The organism is Ensifer sp. Root31 (assembly GCF_001424825.1).
Lineage (GTDB): Bacteria > Pseudomonadota > Alphaproteobacteria > Rhizobiales > Rhizobiaceae > Ensifer > Ensifer canadensis.
Genome location: NZ_LMCO01000023.1, coordinates 362,234 through 376,943, shown reverse-complemented (window position 1 = coordinate 376,943; position 14,710 = coordinate 362,234). Strand labels below are relative to the sequence as shown.

General features: G+C 62.2%; 16 protein-coding genes. 10 read left to right on the top strand and 6 right to left on the bottom strand.

Annotation, left to right across the window (positions count from 1 at the left end; genetic code table 11):
* Positions 1 to 50 precede the first annotated feature (50 nt).
* Together ASD00_RS21850 and ASD00_RS21845 are read right to left on the bottom strand one after the other, a co-directional pair.
* A complete protein-coding gene (locus ASD00_RS21850) occupies positions 51 to 359 on the bottom strand; it encodes a hypothetical protein (protein WP_025427402.1) in 309 nt (102 codons plus the stop codon).
* Positions 360 to 764: 405 nt separating this feature from the next.
* Positions 765 to 1,385: a DUF1638 domain-containing protein gene (locus ASD00_RS21845; RefSeq protein ID WP_025427401.1), complete on the bottom strand. Its 621-nt coding sequence runs from the start codon at positions 1,383 to 1,385 to the stop codon at positions 765 to 767.
* Positions 1,386 to 1,424: 39 nt separating this feature from the next.
* Between ASD00_RS21845 and ASD00_RS21840 the strand changes: the two genes are divergently transcribed.
* Positions 1,425 to 1,583 (top strand): hypothetical protein, encoded by a 159-nt coding sequence (locus tag ASD00_RS21840; protein ID WP_025427400.1) that lies wholly within the window; start codon positions 1,425 to 1,427, stop codon positions 1,581 to 1,583.
* 206 nt (positions 1,584 to 1,789) lie between these two features.
* On the opposite strand, the gene ASD00_RS21835 is transcribed toward ASD00_RS21840, so the two are convergent.
* A complete protein-coding gene (locus tag ASD00_RS21835; RefSeq protein WP_025427399.1) occupies positions 1,790 to 2,488 on the bottom strand; it encodes a B12-binding domain-containing protein in 699 nt (232 codons plus the stop codon).
* Positions 2,489 to 2,818: 330 nt separating this feature from the next.
* On the opposite strand from ASD00_RS21835, the gene ASD00_RS21830 reads away from it, so the two are divergent.
* Together ASD00_RS21830 and ASD00_RS21825 are read left to right on the top strand one after the other, a co-directional pair.
* Positions 2,819 to 4,393 (top strand): trimethylamine methyltransferase family protein, encoded by a 1,575-nt coding sequence (locus ASD00_RS21830; RefSeq protein ID WP_025427398.1) that lies wholly within the window; start codon positions 2,819 to 2,821, stop codon positions 4,391 to 4,393.
* Between the two features lie 107 nt (positions 4,394 to 4,500).
* On the top strand, positions 4,501 to 5,205 hold the full coding sequence (locus tag ASD00_RS21825) for a 4Fe-4S dicluster domain-containing protein (protein WP_025427397.1): 705 nt from the start codon (positions 4,501 to 4,503) through the stop codon (positions 5,203 to 5,205).
* A 149-nt stretch (positions 5,206 to 5,354) separates the two neighbouring features.
* On the opposite strand, the gene ASD00_RS42520 is transcribed toward ASD00_RS21825, so the two are convergent.
* Positions 5,355 to 5,585 (bottom strand): DUF1254 domain-containing protein, encoded by a 231-nt coding sequence (locus ASD00_RS42520; protein ID WP_309239172.1) that lies wholly within the window; start codon positions 5,583 to 5,585, stop codon positions 5,355 to 5,357.
* Between the two features lie 50 nt (positions 5,586 to 5,635).
* Complete coding sequence (locus tag ASD00_RS42515; protein ID WP_025427396.1) at positions 5,636 to 5,866, bottom strand: hypothetical protein; 231 nt, start codon at positions 5,864 to 5,866, stop codon at positions 5,636 to 5,638.
* A 94-nt stretch (positions 5,867 to 5,960) separates the two neighbouring features.
* Between ASD00_RS42515 and ASD00_RS21815 the strand changes: the two genes are divergently transcribed.
* The 5 genes from ASD00_RS21815 (at position 5,961) to ASD00_RS21790 (ending at position 11,793) form a co-directional block, all read left to right on the top strand.
* Positions 5,961 to 6,938 carry a transporter gene (locus ASD00_RS21815; protein WP_057208746.1) on the top strand — a complete coding sequence of 326 codons (978 nt, stop codon included), beginning with the start codon at positions 5,961 to 5,963 and terminating at the stop codon, positions 6,936 to 6,938.
* Positions 6,939 to 7,307: 369 nt separating this feature from the next.
* Positions 7,308 to 7,859, top strand: coding sequence for a hypothetical protein (locus ASD00_RS21810; protein WP_025427394.1), 552 nt, complete (start codon positions 7,308 to 7,310; stop codon positions 7,857 to 7,859).
* A gap of 407 nt (positions 7,860 to 8,266) precedes the next feature.
* The gene (locus ASD00_RS21800; RefSeq protein WP_025427392.1) at positions 8,267 to 9,016 is read left to right on the top strand and encodes a phosphodiester glycosidase family protein; all 750 of its coding nucleotides are present in this window, start codon (positions 8,267 to 8,269) and stop codon (positions 9,014 to 9,016) included.
* A gap of 99 nt (positions 9,017 to 9,115) precedes the next feature.
* A complete protein-coding gene (locus ASD00_RS21795; protein ID WP_057208744.1) occupies positions 9,116 to 9,643 on the top strand; it encodes an RNA polymerase sigma factor in 528 nt (175 codons plus the stop codon).
* Between the two features lie 2 nt (positions 9,644 to 9,645).
* Positions 9,646 to 11,793, top strand: a complete 2,148-nt coding sequence (locus tag ASD00_RS21790; RefSeq protein ID WP_113567277.1) for a VWA domain-containing protein — start codon at positions 9,646 to 9,648, stop codon at positions 11,791 to 11,793.
* Between the two features lie 498 nt (positions 11,794 to 12,291).
* Here the strand turns inward: ASD00_RS21790 and ASD00_RS21785 are convergent, their stop codons facing one another.
* The gene (locus ASD00_RS21785) at positions 12,292 to 12,639 is read right to left on the bottom strand and encodes a hypothetical protein (RefSeq protein ID WP_025427389.1); all 348 of its coding nucleotides are present in this window, start codon (positions 12,637 to 12,639) and stop codon (positions 12,292 to 12,294) included.
* Between the two features lie 134 nt (positions 12,640 to 12,773).
* Here ASD00_RS21785 and ASD00_RS21780 point away from each other — a divergent pair, with 134 nt between their 5' ends.
* Entirely contained in the window at positions 12,774 to 13,409 is a 636-nt protein-coding gene (locus ASD00_RS21780) for a PAS domain-containing protein (protein ID WP_025427388.1), read from the top strand.
* A 58-nt stretch (positions 13,410 to 13,467) separates the two neighbouring features.
* The gene (locus ASD00_RS21775) at positions 13,468 to 14,622 is read left to right on the top strand and encodes a pyridoxal phosphate-dependent aminotransferase (RefSeq protein ID WP_025427387.1); all 1,155 of its coding nucleotides are present in this window, start codon (positions 13,468 to 13,470) and stop codon (positions 14,620 to 14,622) included.
* The last annotated feature ends 88 nt before the right edge of the window (positions 14,623 to 14,710 follow it).

The following is a 14,710-nucleotide window of genomic DNA, read 5'->3' as shown; positions in this document are numbered from 1 at the left end:
TTCATGATCGCCTCCCGTGGCTGATCTGTTTGGCCGGTTTGGCATGGTCGTTATAGGATATGTGCCGTTCTGAAGGCTCGCTCGGCCAATGCCATCCCATCCTTGCCGGCACTGACAATCAATTCGAGATTGCCTTCATCCGTTACACGCTCATGGGTTTCGCGGCTGCTGCGGATGCGATACTGGAGCGCATTGTCGCGGATCGGCAGCGTCGCAACGATGCGATACGTTTCTCCAGATATTGACTCTCTCGTCAGCGCCCCCTTGGAGCGGACAAGTTGGCCAACATGGAAGCGGTGGATCGGTAACGTGTCGCGCGGGCCGCGGATGATGCGTTTCGTGAAAGATAGAGCGTTCATAGTGGTCTCAGTCCTCCTCAAGCGTTGGTAAGAGTAATTCGGCTGCAACAGCCGCTCCGCATTTCGCGCTGGCGTAGACGGATCAAATGCTCGTTGCGATGGGCCGGACAGACGGCTCGAGATCTGTTTCGAGACCGGCTCGAGATCTGTTTCGAGACGCGTTGGCCGCAAGCACTGACGCCGAGCCTGCCTGTCTGTCGAGAATTTAGGGGATTGGGGCGGTTCGAAGTTCTGATACCGCGAAAGCCACATCGGCCAAATCAACTTGCCACAGCATAGCGCGTCGATTGAGTTTCAATTGAGGCGGGTTGTGTATGCTGCCAGATCCGAGCTCATCCTGTTGGCGAACTGAGCTTTCCCTCGGTCTTTTCTACCTGAGCTGGGCGCCACATACCTTCTGCGGGATCAGGCGCTCAGCAGTGATTTCGTCAGGTCGCCATAGCCGGTGAAGCGGTATTCGTATTCGAGGCCGAGGTAATCGGCGGCTTCTTTGGCCTTTGCCTGCAGCGCTTCGTCTTCCTGCTGCGAGAGGTAGACGAGCTTGCGGTAATGGCCAAAATACATATCCCGGAGTTCCGGATGGCGCTTGAGGCCGAGCGGCTCGATGACGAAGGCCTCGAACTGGCGGGCGAGGAAGTCGGTGAGGAAAAAGGCGGTCAGATCGTCGTCCCAGCGGCTGGCAAAGGCATCGTTGCCGGCGAAGAAGGAATAGCAGTGCGGGCCGGGAATGCGCTCGACGCATTCTTCTTCGCAGAGCCGGTCGAGGTGGCCCCCGGTGCCGCAATCGGCATAGGCGACGAAGATGCGCTCGAAGCCGGCTGCACGTGCCTTGGCAATCGCCTCCTTGACCCCCGGCGTGATCTTTTCCGGCGTGTTGTGCCAGATGGCGGGCAGACAGGAGAGGTCGACATGGTCGAGCCTGTTGGCCTGGCAGATGGCCAGAATTTCGCGCGCGATTGCGCCGCAACCGATGACGTGAACTTTTTCCGGTTGTGCGCGTTCTATTGTGCGCGATACGTTTTCCATCTCGATTCCACCCAGTGATCAACGTGAAGGAAGCTGGCCATGAAAACACAAACTGTTGCGACCGTCGGAGCCGTGCTCATCGCGCTTATGACGTTGAGCGCCTGCGGCAACACAATCCGCGGCATCGGTCAGGATACCGCAAACACCGTCAACGCGACACAGTCGGCCGGCAAGAAGGTGGCCAACGCCGCCAACTGAGCCGTGACCTGAAGCGCCGCGCGTCGAATTCGGCTGTGCCAGAGACGCTTTGATCCCCTGGTGTCCAGCCTGGTGTTCCGCGGCGGTCGCGACGTGGAACATCAGCAGACGCCGCGGTTGCGCAGCCCTCCGTTTTCATGCCAGCAAATGAAAAGCCGGCCGCAAGCGTCATTGCTGCGGCCGGCTTTCGTGTTCGTGAAGCGGGCTCAGCCGGCAGCGAGCAGGTTGTGCTTGCGCTTCATGAAGTCCTTGGCGGTTTCGACCGCGACTGCCGCGTCGCGGCAATAGGCGTCGGCGCCGACGGCCTTGCCGAATTCCTCGTTGAGCGGCGCGCCGCCGACGAGCACGACATAGTCGTCACGCAGTCCCTTTTCCTTCAGCGTGTCGATGACGACCTTCATGTAGGGCATGGTGGTGGTCAAAAGCGCCGACATGCCGAGGATGTCGGGCTGCTCGCGCTCGATCGCTTCCAGGTAGTTTTCGACCGGGTTGTTGATGCCGAGGTCGACGACATCGAAGCCGGCGCCTTCCATCATCATGCCGACGAGGTTCTTGCCGATGTCGTGAATGTCGCCCTTGACGGTGCCGATCACCATCTTGCCGAGCTTCGGCGCGCCGGTTTCGACGAGCAGCGGCCGCAGGATGAACATGCCTGCCTTCATCGCATTGGCCGACAGCAGAACTTCCGGCACGAACAGGATGCCGTCGCGGAAATCGACGCCGACGATCCGCATGCCTTCGACCAGTGCCTGGGTCAGGACGTCGTAGGGCGTCCAGCCACGCTTGAGCAGGATGTTGGTTCCGTCCTCGATCTCCTCCTTGAGGCCGTCATAGAGGTCGTCATGCATCTGCTGCACAAGTTCCTCGTCGGAAAGGTCCTCGAGAATGATTTCATCGTCTGCCATAGTAGGGTTCCTCGGTTCCTGGCACGGCCGGGCTAAAATCCGGACACGTTCAACAATCAATAGCGGTCGACGCGTAAAAATCTGTTTTCGAAAGCGACGTCGCATATGACAAAAAGCGACGGCAGGGCACCTTCTTTCGAGGCCTGTATATTCTTAACAAAAACAATATATTCGCGCCATGCGGTTTTTGGCCGGCGATGACGCAGGTCGCAGTGTTCGAGTTGCGCCACTTGTTGGCGCATTGAGACCCGTACAGTCCCTGCGGCTTGGTAGCATTAGGGCCAAATGGTGCTTGAAGGCGCACGAAATGCGCGGGAGAGGAATGAGTAAATGAGCGACGTGACAGAACAGGACGCGGTTGAGGGTGGCGGTCGCCGCTCGCGTGGCGAGGGACGGGGAGCAGCGGCGCGGCGTGCCTCGCGCACCGGCGGCGGCCCGGGGCCGTCTCTGCCCTATATCCAGCGCAAGATTCGCGAATACGAGGTTCTCGACGAGGAGGGTCTTGAGCTCATCGAGCGCAATGCCGATACGATCCTCGAGGAAATCGGCATCGAATTCCGCGACGACGCCGAAGCACTCGAACTGTGGAAACAGGCTGGTGCCGACGTGCGCGGCCAGCGCGTTCACTTTCCCAAGGGTCTTTGCCGCGAGCTTCTGAAAACGGCGCCGTCCGAATTTACCTGGCACGCCCGCAATCCCGCGCGCAGCGCCCAGGTCGGCGGCAAGGCGACGATCTTCGCACCGGTCTATGGCCCGCCCTTCGTGCGCGATCTCGAGGGTAACCGCCGTTACGCGACCATCGAGGATTTCCGCAACTTCGTGAAGCTCGCCTATATGGCGCCGTCGATGCATTCGTCCGGCGGCACGGTCTGCGAGCCGGTGGACATTCCGGTGAACAAGCGTCACCTCGACATGGTCTACAGCCACATCAAATATTCCGACAAGCCGTTCATGGGCTCGGTCACGGCACCCGAGCGCGCCGAAGACACGATCGCCATGGCGAAACTCGTTTTCGGCGACGAGTTCGTCGAGAACAATTGCGTCACGCTCAACCTGATCAACGCCAACTCGCCGATGGTCTTCGACGAGACCATGGTGGGCGCACTCAAGGTTTATGCCCGCCACAACCAGGCCTGTGTGCTTTCGCCGTTCATCCTGTCGGGCGCCATGAGCCCGGTCACTGTTGCCGGCACGCTGACGCAGATTCTCGCCGAAGTGCTGGCCGGTGCCTCGTTCACCCAGCTGATCCGCAAGGGCGCGCCGGTGCTGTTCGGCACCTTTGCCGCCTCGATCTCGATGCAGTCGGGCGCGCCGACCTTCGGCACGCCGGAGCCGTCGCTGGTTTCCTATGGCGCGGCACAGCTTGCCCGCCGCTTGAAGCTGCCGTTCCGCACCGGCGGTTCACTCTGCGGCTCGAAGGTTCCGGACGCTCAAGCCGCGCATGAATCGGCCAATACGCTGAACATGACGCTGCTTGCCGGCACCAACTTCGTGCTGCATGCGGCCGGCTGGCTCGAGGGGGGTCTCGTCTCGTCCTACGAGAAGTTCATGATCGACCAGGACCAGCTCGGCATGATGCAGAAGATGGCCGAAGGCATCGACCTCTCGGAAGACGCGCAGGCGCTCGACGCCATCCGCGAAGTCGGTCCGGGCAGTCACTACCTCGGCTGCGCCCACACCCAGGCCAATTTCCAGACCGCCTTCTACCGTTCGCCGCTCGCCGACAACAATTCCTACGAACAGTGGGAAGTGGAAGGCGAAAAGCGCATCGAGCAGCGCGCCAATGCGCTGGCCCGCAGCTGGCTGGAGCACTACGAGGCGCCTTACCTCGATCCTGATATTGACGAGGCGCTCAAGGCCTTTATCGCCGAGCGCAAGGACTCGATGCCCGACGCTTTCACCTGAAAGGGTCCCGAGCGAGCCAGGGAGCAAGGCGGCGCGGCGCAGGTGGCTGACATGATCCAGAAGGAAGTCTGGCGCCCGCATTACGATCTACAGGGGCCGAAACCGAAATGACGGCGCCTTCCGCATCTGCGGAAACTCGACTTGAAACCGTCCGTGCGGCTCTTGAGCCGCACGGACTTTTTTTGCGCGGCACGCTGAACTTTGCTTCCGGCGATGCCGCGCCGTTGCTTTCGGATGGTCGGCCGGCTGCAAGCGTCGCGCTGATCGGCAATGTCGGCGGCTCGCTGTGGCAGCCCTTCGTGCGCTGGCGCGAAAGTGCGCCGGACCATGGCGGCAACGATCCGCTCGATACGTGGTCGAAGTCGGTGATTGGGGAAATCGCTCGAGGCAGTGGGGCGACGGCCTACTTCCCGTCGGATCCACCCTGGCAGCCATTCCAGCAATGGGCGATGCGGGCGGAGGGGCTGAAGACTTCGCCGCTCGGCATTCTCATTCATCCGCGCTACGGGCTCTGGCACGGCTATCGTGGCGCGCTCGCCTTCGATGAACCCTTGGCTGCCGATAGCGAGCGGTTGGCCAGCCATCCCTGCGACACTTGCGTGGATAAACCATGCATTTCCGCCTGTCCGGCCGGCGCGCTCGAGCGCCTGCAATTCGATGTCGGCCGTTGTCGCAGCTATCTGAGGACGGAGGCGGGCAGGAGTGGCTGTCTCGAGCACGGATGCCTGGCCCGCGACGCCTGTCCCGTCGGGCAGGACTATCGCTATCCGCCGGCGCAGCTTCGCTTTCACATGTCCGCACTGGACCTTTGATCTGTCGCCGCTGCCGAAACTATGGCCTGATGGGCGGAGCCAGGGCTCAGCCTGGACCACGCGGTTCAAAGACTGGAAGAAGCGCAGATCGTAGGGAATGGTCGAATCGTAGACAACGTCGATGGCATCGACAAAAGTCGTCGGCGGATTTACGGCCTGCGACAATGGATAGAGCCTGATCCGTTTGGCGTAATCGACGCCTTGGCAACGTCGGCTTCGCTGCCGCTGTTCAGAATGGAGCGCAGCAGGGCGTAACCCTGATAGGTCGATGACGGCAGCACGATGTATCCGTCCGGGATCGCGCCGGAGTGGTCAGGTGGCAGGATGAGGTATTTTCCGCCCTTGCCCTTGTCGACCCCGGCCGGGCCGACATCCTCCAGGGGGAACTGCCATGCATGACGTCCGGATTGGGGGTGAGTGTCTGGTTCTTTCAGTCCGGCAGGCGAGACCAGTAGACGATCTGATTGGGCTTGCCTTTGGCGCCCGTGATCATCGCCTGCAGCATCAGGTCGAAGTTGACGACAGGCATGCCCCAGTTGACGGCCTCGATCGCTCGGCTCTCGATTGTCCTTGCGTCAAGGTCTTTGACCAGCTTGTCGTCGGCGCTGGCCGGGGCCGCCGCGATCAACAGGCTCAGAATCGCCATGGCGAACCTGCGCATTTGAAGCCTCCGTCACATGCCGCCGTTGCGGGAAACATGCGGTTGAATTGCCCCGATTGTAACCTAGTGTGTGTAGGCTAATGCAGGGGGTCGCATGATTCGAAAGATGTGCGCCGGTTCGCTGGTGTTCGTGGTTGCGTTTGCCGCGTCACAGGCCAGCGCGGATGAATTTGGCGTCAGTTTCTGGCTGCCTGGCCTATACGGCAGTTTTGCTGCGGTGCCGGGTAAACCCGGCTGGTCCTTCGCTTCGATCTACTACCACTCCTCCATCAGCGCGGGTGCGAGCGAGGCTTTTCCACGCGGCGGGGCCGGGCAAGTCGATGTCGGCATGAGCGGGCGCGGCGACCTGGTTGCCTTCGGACCGACCTACACCTTCGATCAGCCCGTATGGGGTGGGCAGCTCGCCCTCAGCCTGTTGGGCGTTGCGGGACGAAGCCACGCCTGCGTAGACGCCACCTTGACTGGGCCGCTCGGCGGTTCGGTCTCCGGCGAAAGATGCGATTCTCTAACCGCGTTTGGCGATGTCCTTCCCCATGCGGCACTTAAATGGAACGACGACGTCGACAACTATCTCGTCTATATGACCGGCGGCATTCCCGTTGGTTCCTACGATCCTGATCGCCTGGCGAACCTGGGGCTCGGCCACGGTGCCATGGATGGCGGGGTCGGATACACCTATCTCAATCCGGACACGGGTCGCGAGTTTTCGATTGTCGGCGGCCTGACCTACAACTTCAAAAACCCCGATACGGACTATCGGAACGGCATTGATGGGCACGTCGACTGGGCCGCATCGCAATTCCTGAACGAGCATGTCCATGTCGGCGTCGTTGGATACGCCTATCAGCAGCTTACGGGGGACAGCGGCGAAGGCGCGACCCTTGGTGATTTCAAGTCCCGCGTGTTCGGGGTCGGTCCCCAGCTCGGTTGCAAGTTCGACGCCGGCGATGAAACGGCGGGCTATGTGAACCTCAAGGGATACTACGAGTTCGGGGCCAAAAACCGCCCGGAAGGCTGGAATGTGTGGCTGACGCTGGCGTTTTCACCTGCGCCGAAGCCTCCAATGAAATAGAGGACGGTAAAGCGTCGGCCGGGGCCGTGAATGACACGGCAAGGTCCAGCCTGCCCATCCACCGATGGCCGCTCGGGCATACTTTCCACAGCCGCATACACAGCAGGAAGTGACGTGCGTAACGCACAATCCCAAGGCACCGCCGGCACAGGCATCCACACGACCTGCGCCGTCACCTTCCGGCGCTGATTGACTGGTGCTGTCCCCGCAGCTGGGTGCGCATGGAAAACCGAGCGCCTGTTTCGCTGTTCCGCTCCGGCACGCAAAGATGGTGTAAATCTCCAAAATGACTAAAATTGCAGGTGTTCTGGAAACGTAAAATTTCCGAATTTATACCGATTTGGACGGTGTGGCATTGGAGACCATCTCATGACGCGCAGCCCAGTGGTATCCGTGAGCAACTTTCCCCCGCGCTTGTCGCGGGAGGAAGTCGACGCGCAGGTATCGCGTCTGGACAGTATTCATGCCGCCAATTCGCAGCTTCTCGACGAGGCGTACAAGCGCCTGCTGGCGATTGCCGCCGCCCATGCCGCGGTGGTTGCGGCCTGCATCGCCGGCTTCGACGGTCTGTTCGACAGCTCCATATTGGGCGCGAGCTTGCTGCCGGAGGCGATCGATTTTCTACGCAAGGCCGCCCTGGTCGTCGGCTGCATTGGCCTGCTGCTCACTTTCTTTGCCATCGCCAACAATTACGGCGAGGTGCAGCGGGTGGCGCGCCAGCACGCCAGCAACCTGCGCTTCACGCTGCAGGAAAAGCGATTGCTGACCAGGCTGTCGAGCGAGATCCTCACCGGTAATCCCAACTCTTACCTGCGCAGCGGCGTTGCCGGCCTTGCCTGTCTGGCGGCGATCTTCGGCCTTGCGGCGGCGGCCGGCTGTTTTGTGCTGGCCGGCATTGCCGGGATTATGGCTGGCGGCTGAGCGGAACTGTCGCGGCCGTAAGGCCCTGTACTTTCCTTACCTCATCCCTGTGCGCACAGAATTGCGACGGCGACCTACCTACACCGCGACGATGCCATGTTTGGCTGCGGCTACGGATGCCGATTTCTCCTCTCCCTCATCTCTGTGCTTGTCACAGAGATCCAGCCGCCCGCGTCGGCGGCGCGCAAAGACCGCGTCATGCAGCAGACAGCGAGGTTTTGGTTCCTTCACGGCGCAGACGCGCTGTGGCTGGACCCCTGTGACGAGCACAGGGGTGAGGGGGAGAGCACGGTTGGCCTGTCCGTCTACGGCGAGGCCGGGCCTGCCATCAGCATTTTCCTCGCTCCTGCGCCAGAACCGCCGCAATCTCGATGATGCTGGGCGACTGATTCCATTGGATGTTTTTCATGCCGCTTTTTCCAAAACCATTTCTCGTCGGTGCCGTTCTCTCGGCCGGCCTTGCCGGCCCGGCGCTCGGCGCCTGCCGTGACGTCAGCCATCTCGGGCAGGACTATATCGCCTGCACCGTCGACCCCGCCGATAACGACATCCGTCTTTACAACAAAGATCAGGCCGGCGTTCCCTTCCGCTCGTTCCGGGCGCTGTCGCTGGAACTGCGCCATCGCGACGAATACATGCTCTTTGCCATGAACGGCGGCATGTATCACGACGACCTGTCGCCGGTCGGCCTGCATATCGAGGAGGGGCGCGAGCAGGCGCCGCTCAACACCAATACCGGCTGGGGCAATTTCCACCTTCTTCCTAACGGCGTCTTCTATGTCGATGGCGGCAAGGCGGGGGTGATGTCGGCGGACGCCTATCGCGCCGCCAATATCCGGCCCCGGTTTGCCACGCAGTCCGGCCCGATGCTGGTGATCGATGGCGAGCTGCATCCGCGCTTCCTGCCCGACAGCACCAGCCTCAAGACCCGCAACGGCGTCGGCGTGACGGCTGCGGGCGAGGTGGTGTTCGTCGTCTCGAAAAGGCCGGTGCGGTTTCACGACTTCGCGACGCTTTTCCGCGACGAGCTCGATTGCCCCAACGCGCTTTTCCTCGACGGCACGATCTCCAGCCTCTATGCGCCTGATATCAACCGGCACGACCGGCTGTTCCCGATGGGGCCGATGATCGCCGTCGTCGGAAAATTCCCGCGCTAGTTTTTTCTTTGGGGCCGATGCGATTTTTTTCGTCGCGGCCCCAAGGAATTGTCGTCGTGCAACGTCTAAGGTTCAAAACAGCTAGGAGCGGGCACGCCATTGGACGCTGAACTCGTCGAGAAAGCGGTGTCTGGAGACAGACGGGCGTTCGGCCAATTGGTCGAGCGGCACTATGATTTTGTCCATGCCGTCGCCTGGCGCTGGTCGGGCAATGCCGCGGATGCGGAAGACATCGCCCAGGACGTCTGCGTACGGCTGGGTACCGCCGTTCGCGGCTTTCGCGGCACCAGCCGGTTTCGCACCTGGCTCTACACCCTAACGCTCAACGCGGCGCGCGACCACAAGCGCCGACAGATGCGCGACACCAGCAGGATACAGGCCTATGCCAACGAGCAGCCCGTTCTTGGCGGCGGCGAGACGGCCGAAGACGATCGCCAGGAGGCGCTCTGGACGGCCGTCAGGGCGCTGCCGGAAAAACAATGCGACGCAGTGCTGCTCGTCTATGCCGAGGGGATGAGCCATGCCGCGGCCGCCGATGTGCTTGGATGTTCCGAGGCGACCGTGTCCTGGCACGTGCACGAGGCGCGCAAGCGGCTGAAGACATTGCTTGGCAAGGAGGCCGTGTGATCATGACCGACGATTTCGACAAGCTCTCCGGGCTGACCCCGCCAAAGGCTTCGAACGAGGCACGCGCGCGTGCGCTCGCGGCCGCCATGCAGGCTTTCGACATGGCAGAAGAAAATTCGACCATCACCCAAGGATCAATGCTGCCGGTTCGTCAAAGCTCCATCTTCAACCGGATATGGAGCCCCATCATGAACAGGAAACTGCTTGCCGGATCGGCACTCGCCACGCTGCTGGTCATCCCCGCCGCCACGTTCCTGACGCTGGAACTGACGCGCAACTCCGTGCTGCCCGGCGACACCGGGGCAGAGATCGCGGTGAAGGGAGAGCCGAAACAGAAGGCAGCGCCACGGCCGAAGTCAGCTCCGACTGCGTCGGCGGTGGACGAAAACCTAGCTGCTGCGAAGAGGCAGGAGACCTCCGGCTTTGCAGTCGGCGGGTCGGTTGCCGTTGATGCTGAGGGTCGGCCACCGGCCGATAAGCCAGCCGCCGAGGCGCTTGCCCGCGCCCGCGAACAGAAGACCGTCGAGGTTCAATCTGCGGCGCGAGCCGAGAACCCGGCGCCCACTGCCGAGGCCGAGGCGGATGCTTTGGGCAACCAGATGATGAGCGATAGCGCAGCACCGCTTTCTGCAGCTCCGGGCGCTGAGACACGGATGACCTTTATGCCGGCGCCCGTTGTTGCCGAGGAGATGGCTCCGGCTCCTCAGGAAAACCGCGAGCGCTTCAACAAGGCCGACAGCAATCCGGTCAAGAGCGTCGCCACCGACCCGGTCTCCACCTTCTCGGTCGATGTCGATACGGCTTCCTACGCCTTCGTGCGCCGCTCGCTAATGGAGGGTCAGATGCCGGAGCGCGATGCGGTGCGGGTCGAGGAGATGGTCAACTATTTTCCTTATGATTGGCCGCGCCCGGCGAGCGCCACTGAGCCGTTCAAGGCGACGGTGACGGTGACGCCGACGCCGTGGAATGGCGGCACACGGCTGATGCACGTGGCGATCAAGGGCTATGACGTCGTGCCGGCGCAGGCACCGAAGGCGAACCTGGTGTTCCTGATCGACGTTTCCGGCTCCATGGACGAGCCGGACAAGCTGCCGCTCTTGAAAGGCGCCTTCCGGCTGCTGGTCGAGAAACTGAAGCCCGAGGATACGGTTTCGATCGTCACCTATGCCGGCAATGCCGGCACGGTGCTGGAACCGACCGCGGTCAAGGACAAGGCGAAGATCCTGTCGGCGATCGACACGTTGCAGCCCGGCGGCTCGACCGCCGGTGCCGAGGGCATCGACGCTGCCTACCGGCTGGCGGAGAAGGCCTTCGTCAAGGGTGGCGTCAACCGCATCATGCTGGCGACCGACGGTGACTTCAATGTCGGTCCCGCCAGCGACGACGAGCTCAAGCAGATGATCGAGGCCAAGCGCAGGAGCGGCATCTTCCTGTCGGTGCTCGGCTTCGGCCGCGGCAACTACAACGATGCGCTGATGCAGACGATTGCCCAGAACGGCAACGGTACGGCCGCCTATATCGATACGCTGGCCGAGGCGCAGAAGACGCTGGTGGAAGAGGCGGGCTCATCGCTGTTCCCGATCGCCAAGGACGTCAAGCTGCAGGTGGAATTCAACCCGGATGCAATCGCCGAATACCGCCTGATCGGCTACGAGACCCGGGCCCTGAAGCGCGAGGACTTCAACAACGACAAGGTCGATGCCGGCGACATCGGCTCCGGCCACAGCGTCACGGCGATCTACGAGGTGACGCCGAAGGGCAGTCCGGCGGTGCTGAACGACGACCTGCGCTACGCGGCGGCGGAGAAGCCGGCAGCCGATGCGACGACGAAAACCGGCGAACTCGCTTTCCTCAAAATCCGCTACAAGAAACCGGATGGCGACCAAAGCGAACTGATCACAACGCCGGTTACCGAGGCGAACGCCGTGCCATCGCTCGCAGAGGCGCCCAATGACGTGCGCTTCTCGGTCGCCGTGGCCGCCTTCGGGCAGAAGCTTTCGGGTGTGACGGCGCTGTCGGACTATTCCTATGATGCCGTCGTCGATCTGGCGGCAGCGGCCAAGGGGGCGGACCCGTTCGGTTATCGCGGCGAATTCGTCAATCTGGTGCGGCTCGCCAAGGGGCTTTCGGGCGGCGGCTCGGCCAATTGAGGGTCGGGCGGGAGGATGAGGCTGCGCCGTTACCGCGGCGTGGCCCATCATCCGGCTGCCGCCACCTTCTCCCCGCTTGCGGGGAGAAGGGATATACGGCGCTGCCTTCGTCTGACGTAACCTGTTCTGCGCGTGGTCCGTTTGGTAGGCGTCGGGGAGTTCAAGGACCCCGTTGCCGAAAGGGATAGTCCGATGCCCGGCAACCATCGTCCTGACTAAAGGTGCCGTCTCCTTGTCCTCGGACGGTACCACTTCCCTCATTCCTGTGCTTGTCACAGGAATCCAGTAACGGCGCGTCTGCGCAGTTAAGGATCCTTCCAGTGGCCCTTCTTCCTCAAGCTCTTCCGCGCCGTAGACACGGCGCTGCTGGATTCCTGTGACAAGCACAGGAATGAGGGCGAGAAATCCCACTCGGGCAGCAAGGTGCAGCCCAACCAGCTAGGTCAAAGATTCATTGTGATCGCGCCGAGCCCCATGGCGCTCTTTAAACGCCTAACCTCAACCCTTCGGAAACGCGCGCTCCAGGCCGCCTGATTTCGTCAAACCCGTTCTGAACGCCTGGTAGGCCGGGTGCTGGCTGGAGCGGGCGGCTTCCATCAGGCGCATCTGCAGCCGCGCCGGGGCCTCGCTGCCGAGCCAATGGCCAAGCTTTTCGAGCTTCAACGTGTTGAGGAAGCGGGCTTCGGAGGCGATGTCGAGGCAGCGATGGAGGCCTTCCATCAGTTGCTCGTCCTGCTCGGGGTTTTCCGCCAGCAGGCGGATAAAGGCCTGATCCGCTTCGCCAAAAGCCGAAAGCTTGTCGGCAACGGTGTCCCTGTCGGGGAAGGAAGCGGGTCCGGCATTCATGTCAGTGTCTCCAGGCGAATCTCGTTTTCTTCGGGATAGGACAGGCCGGCAGGGCGCGCAAGCATCGGTGAATGATACACTTAAACGAAACGTCTAGAATTGACAAAAAGTCCAGAATCGGTCATTCCAGTGACATGAACATAAAGCCCGCCATTGCCTTCGACATTGCCATGCACGCGCCAACGGCTGCGGCCATCAGCGCCTTGCTCTATCCGCATGCGGAGGTGGTGCTGCATGACCTTAAGCGCGGCACCGTCGTTGCCATCTGGAATGCCTCCTCCGGCCGGGCGGTCGGCGAGGATTCGCTGATCGAGGAAGAGTTCGGCGTGGTTTCGGGCGCGGAAAACGTGCTCGGGCCATACGAGAAGACTGGAGTCGACGGTCGGCGCATCAAGTCCATCTCGGCGGTGTTGCGCGACGCCAAGGGCGACGCGGCAGGCCTGCTCTGCATCAATCTCGATGTCTCGATGATCGACAATGCCGTGAAGCTGCTTTCCGCCTTTGCCGGTGCTGCGCAGCCGCGGCCGCAGGTGCTGTTTTCGCGTGACTGGCGCGAAGAGATCAACGCGTCGCTGCATGACTGGCTGAAGGAGCGGGGGCTCGCGCTTTCAGCGCTGAAACGGGCGGACCGGGTGGCGCTGGTGGCGGCGCTGGAGGAGCGCGGCCTGTTCAAGACCCGCAACGCCGTCGACCATCTTGCCAGCCTGATCGGCACCTCGCGCGCCTCGATCTACAACTATCTCACTGCCGCCCGCGGCGACGCTTCCTGATCACGACGAAGACAATGGTTTCGCCCGTCCGCCGGACGCAGCGATTGGAGGACCCGATATGACCACCTTGCCAGACTTCCGCCTCGAAACGCATTTCTCCCGCTGGGAGTTCAAGGCGCGCCACCACATGACCGCCAGCGACAGCGAAACCATCGGCATGGGCGAACTGCTGGCGCTGGCCGACGACGCGGACCGGGAAGCCTGGGACAAGCTGACGCTCGGCTACACCGAAACCTATGGCGCACCGGCCTTGCGCGCGGCCATTGCGTCGACCTATCAGGGGCTCTCGGCTGAAGACATTCTCTGCTTTGCCGGGGCGGAGGAGGGGCTTTACTGCGCCATGCTGGCGCTGCTCGGCCCTCAGGACCACGCCATCGTCACCGTGCCAAACTATCAGTCGATGGAAACGCTGCCGGTCACGATCGCCGCTTCGGTCACCGGCGTGCCGCTGCGCCCGGAAAACAACTGGCGCCTCGATATTGCCGACGTGCGTGCGGCGCTGAAGCCGAACACCAGGCTGATTGCAGTCAACTTCCCCAACAACCCTACCGGCTCGATCGCCGATCAGCAGACCTTCAAGGCGCTGGCCGAGCTCTGCGCCGAACGCGGCATCCATCTCTTCAGCGACGAGGTCTATCGTGGGCTCGAGCGCGACCCGGCGCTGAGGCTGTCGCAGGCGGCCGAGTTGTTCGAGCGCGGCATCTCGCTCAACGTCATGTCCAAGGCCTATGGCCTGCCGGGCTTGCGCATCGGCTGGATCGCCTGCCGCGATCATGCGCTGATCGAGCGCATGGAGAAGATGAAGCACTATCTGTCGATCTGCAATTCGCGTCCGTCCGAGGTTCTGGCAACGATCGCACTCAAGGCGCGCGAGCAACTGCTGACACGCAATCGGGCGCTTTGCGCCTCGAACCTCGAAAAGCTCGGAGCCTTCTTTGCCGAATTCCCCGCCCTCTATGAATGGCGGGAGCCGGATGGCGGCTGCGTCGGTTTTGCCCGCTATCTCGGAGCCGATGGGGTCGAGACCCATTGCCGCCGCCTGGTGGAAGAGGCGGGCGTGCTGCTGCTGCCATCCAGCCTGTTCGTGTCCGACCTGCTGCCGGTCGCTGAGGATCGCTTCCGTGTCGGCTTCGGTCGCAAGAACATCGAGATCGGGCTTGAGGCCTGGCGGCAGCATCTTCGGGCGGACAGTGCGATCAAGCGCAGCGCCTGATTTTCGGGGGCATTCCCGCTCGTTGCGAGAGCCATAGCGAACGCTACAAATGAAAACGCTCCGGGATCAGATGATGCCGGAGCGTTTC

Bases quoted from the DNA above. Each gene is read 5' to 3' on its own strand.
- ASD00_RS21775 (WP_025427387.1), top strand. From the start codon at position 13,468: ATGACCACCTTGCCAGACTTCCGCCTCGAAACGCATTTCTCCCGCTGG.
- ASD00_RS42515 (WP_025427396.1), bottom strand. From the start codon at position 5,866: ATGCGCAGGTTCGCCATGGCGATTCTGAGCCTGTTGATCGCGGCGGCC.
- ASD00_RS21845 (WP_025427401.1), bottom strand. From the start codon at position 1,385: ATGGAAAACGTATCGCGCACAATAGAACGCGCACAACCGGAAAAAGTT.
- ASD00_RS21790 (WP_113567277.1), top strand. From the start codon at position 9,646: ATGACCGACGATTTCGACAAGCTCTCCGGGCTGACCCCGCCAAAGGCT.
- ASD00_RS21780 (WP_025427388.1), top strand. From the start codon at position 12,774: ATGAACATAAAGCCCGCCATTGCCTTCGACATTGCCATGCACGCGCCA.
- ASD00_RS21835 (WP_025427399.1), bottom strand. From the start codon at position 2,488: ATGGCAGACGATGAAATCATTCTCGAGGACCTTTCCGACGAGGAACTT.
- ASD00_RS21810 (WP_025427394.1), top strand. From the start codon at position 7,308: ATGACGCGCAGCCCAGTGGTATCCGTGAGCAACTTTCCCCCGCGCTTG.
- ASD00_RS21785 (WP_025427389.1), bottom strand. From the start codon at position 12,639: ATGAATGCCGGACCCGCTTCCTTCCCCGACAGGGACACCGTTGCCGAC.
- ASD00_RS21800 (WP_025427392.1), top strand. From the start codon at position 8,267: ATGCCGCTTTTTCCAAAACCATTTCTCGTCGGTGCCGTTCTCTCGGCC.
- ASD00_RS21825 (WP_025427397.1), top strand. From the start codon at position 4,501: ATGACGGCGCCTTCCGCATCTGCGGAAACTCGACTTGAAACCGTCCGT.
- ASD00_RS21840 (WP_025427400.1), top strand. From the start codon at position 1,425: ATGAAAACACAAACTGTTGCGACCGTCGGAGCCGTGCTCATCGCGCTT.
- ASD00_RS21830 (WP_025427398.1), top strand. From the start codon at position 2,819: ATGAGCGACGTGACAGAACAGGACGCGGTTGAGGGTGGCGGTCGCCGC.
- ASD00_RS21815 (WP_057208746.1), top strand. From the start codon at position 5,961: ATGATTCGAAAGATGTGCGCCGGTTCGCTGGTGTTCGTGGTTGCGTTT.
- ASD00_RS21850 (WP_025427402.1), bottom strand. From the start codon at position 359: ATGAACGCTCTATCTTTCACGAAACGCATCATCCGCGGCCCGCGCGAC.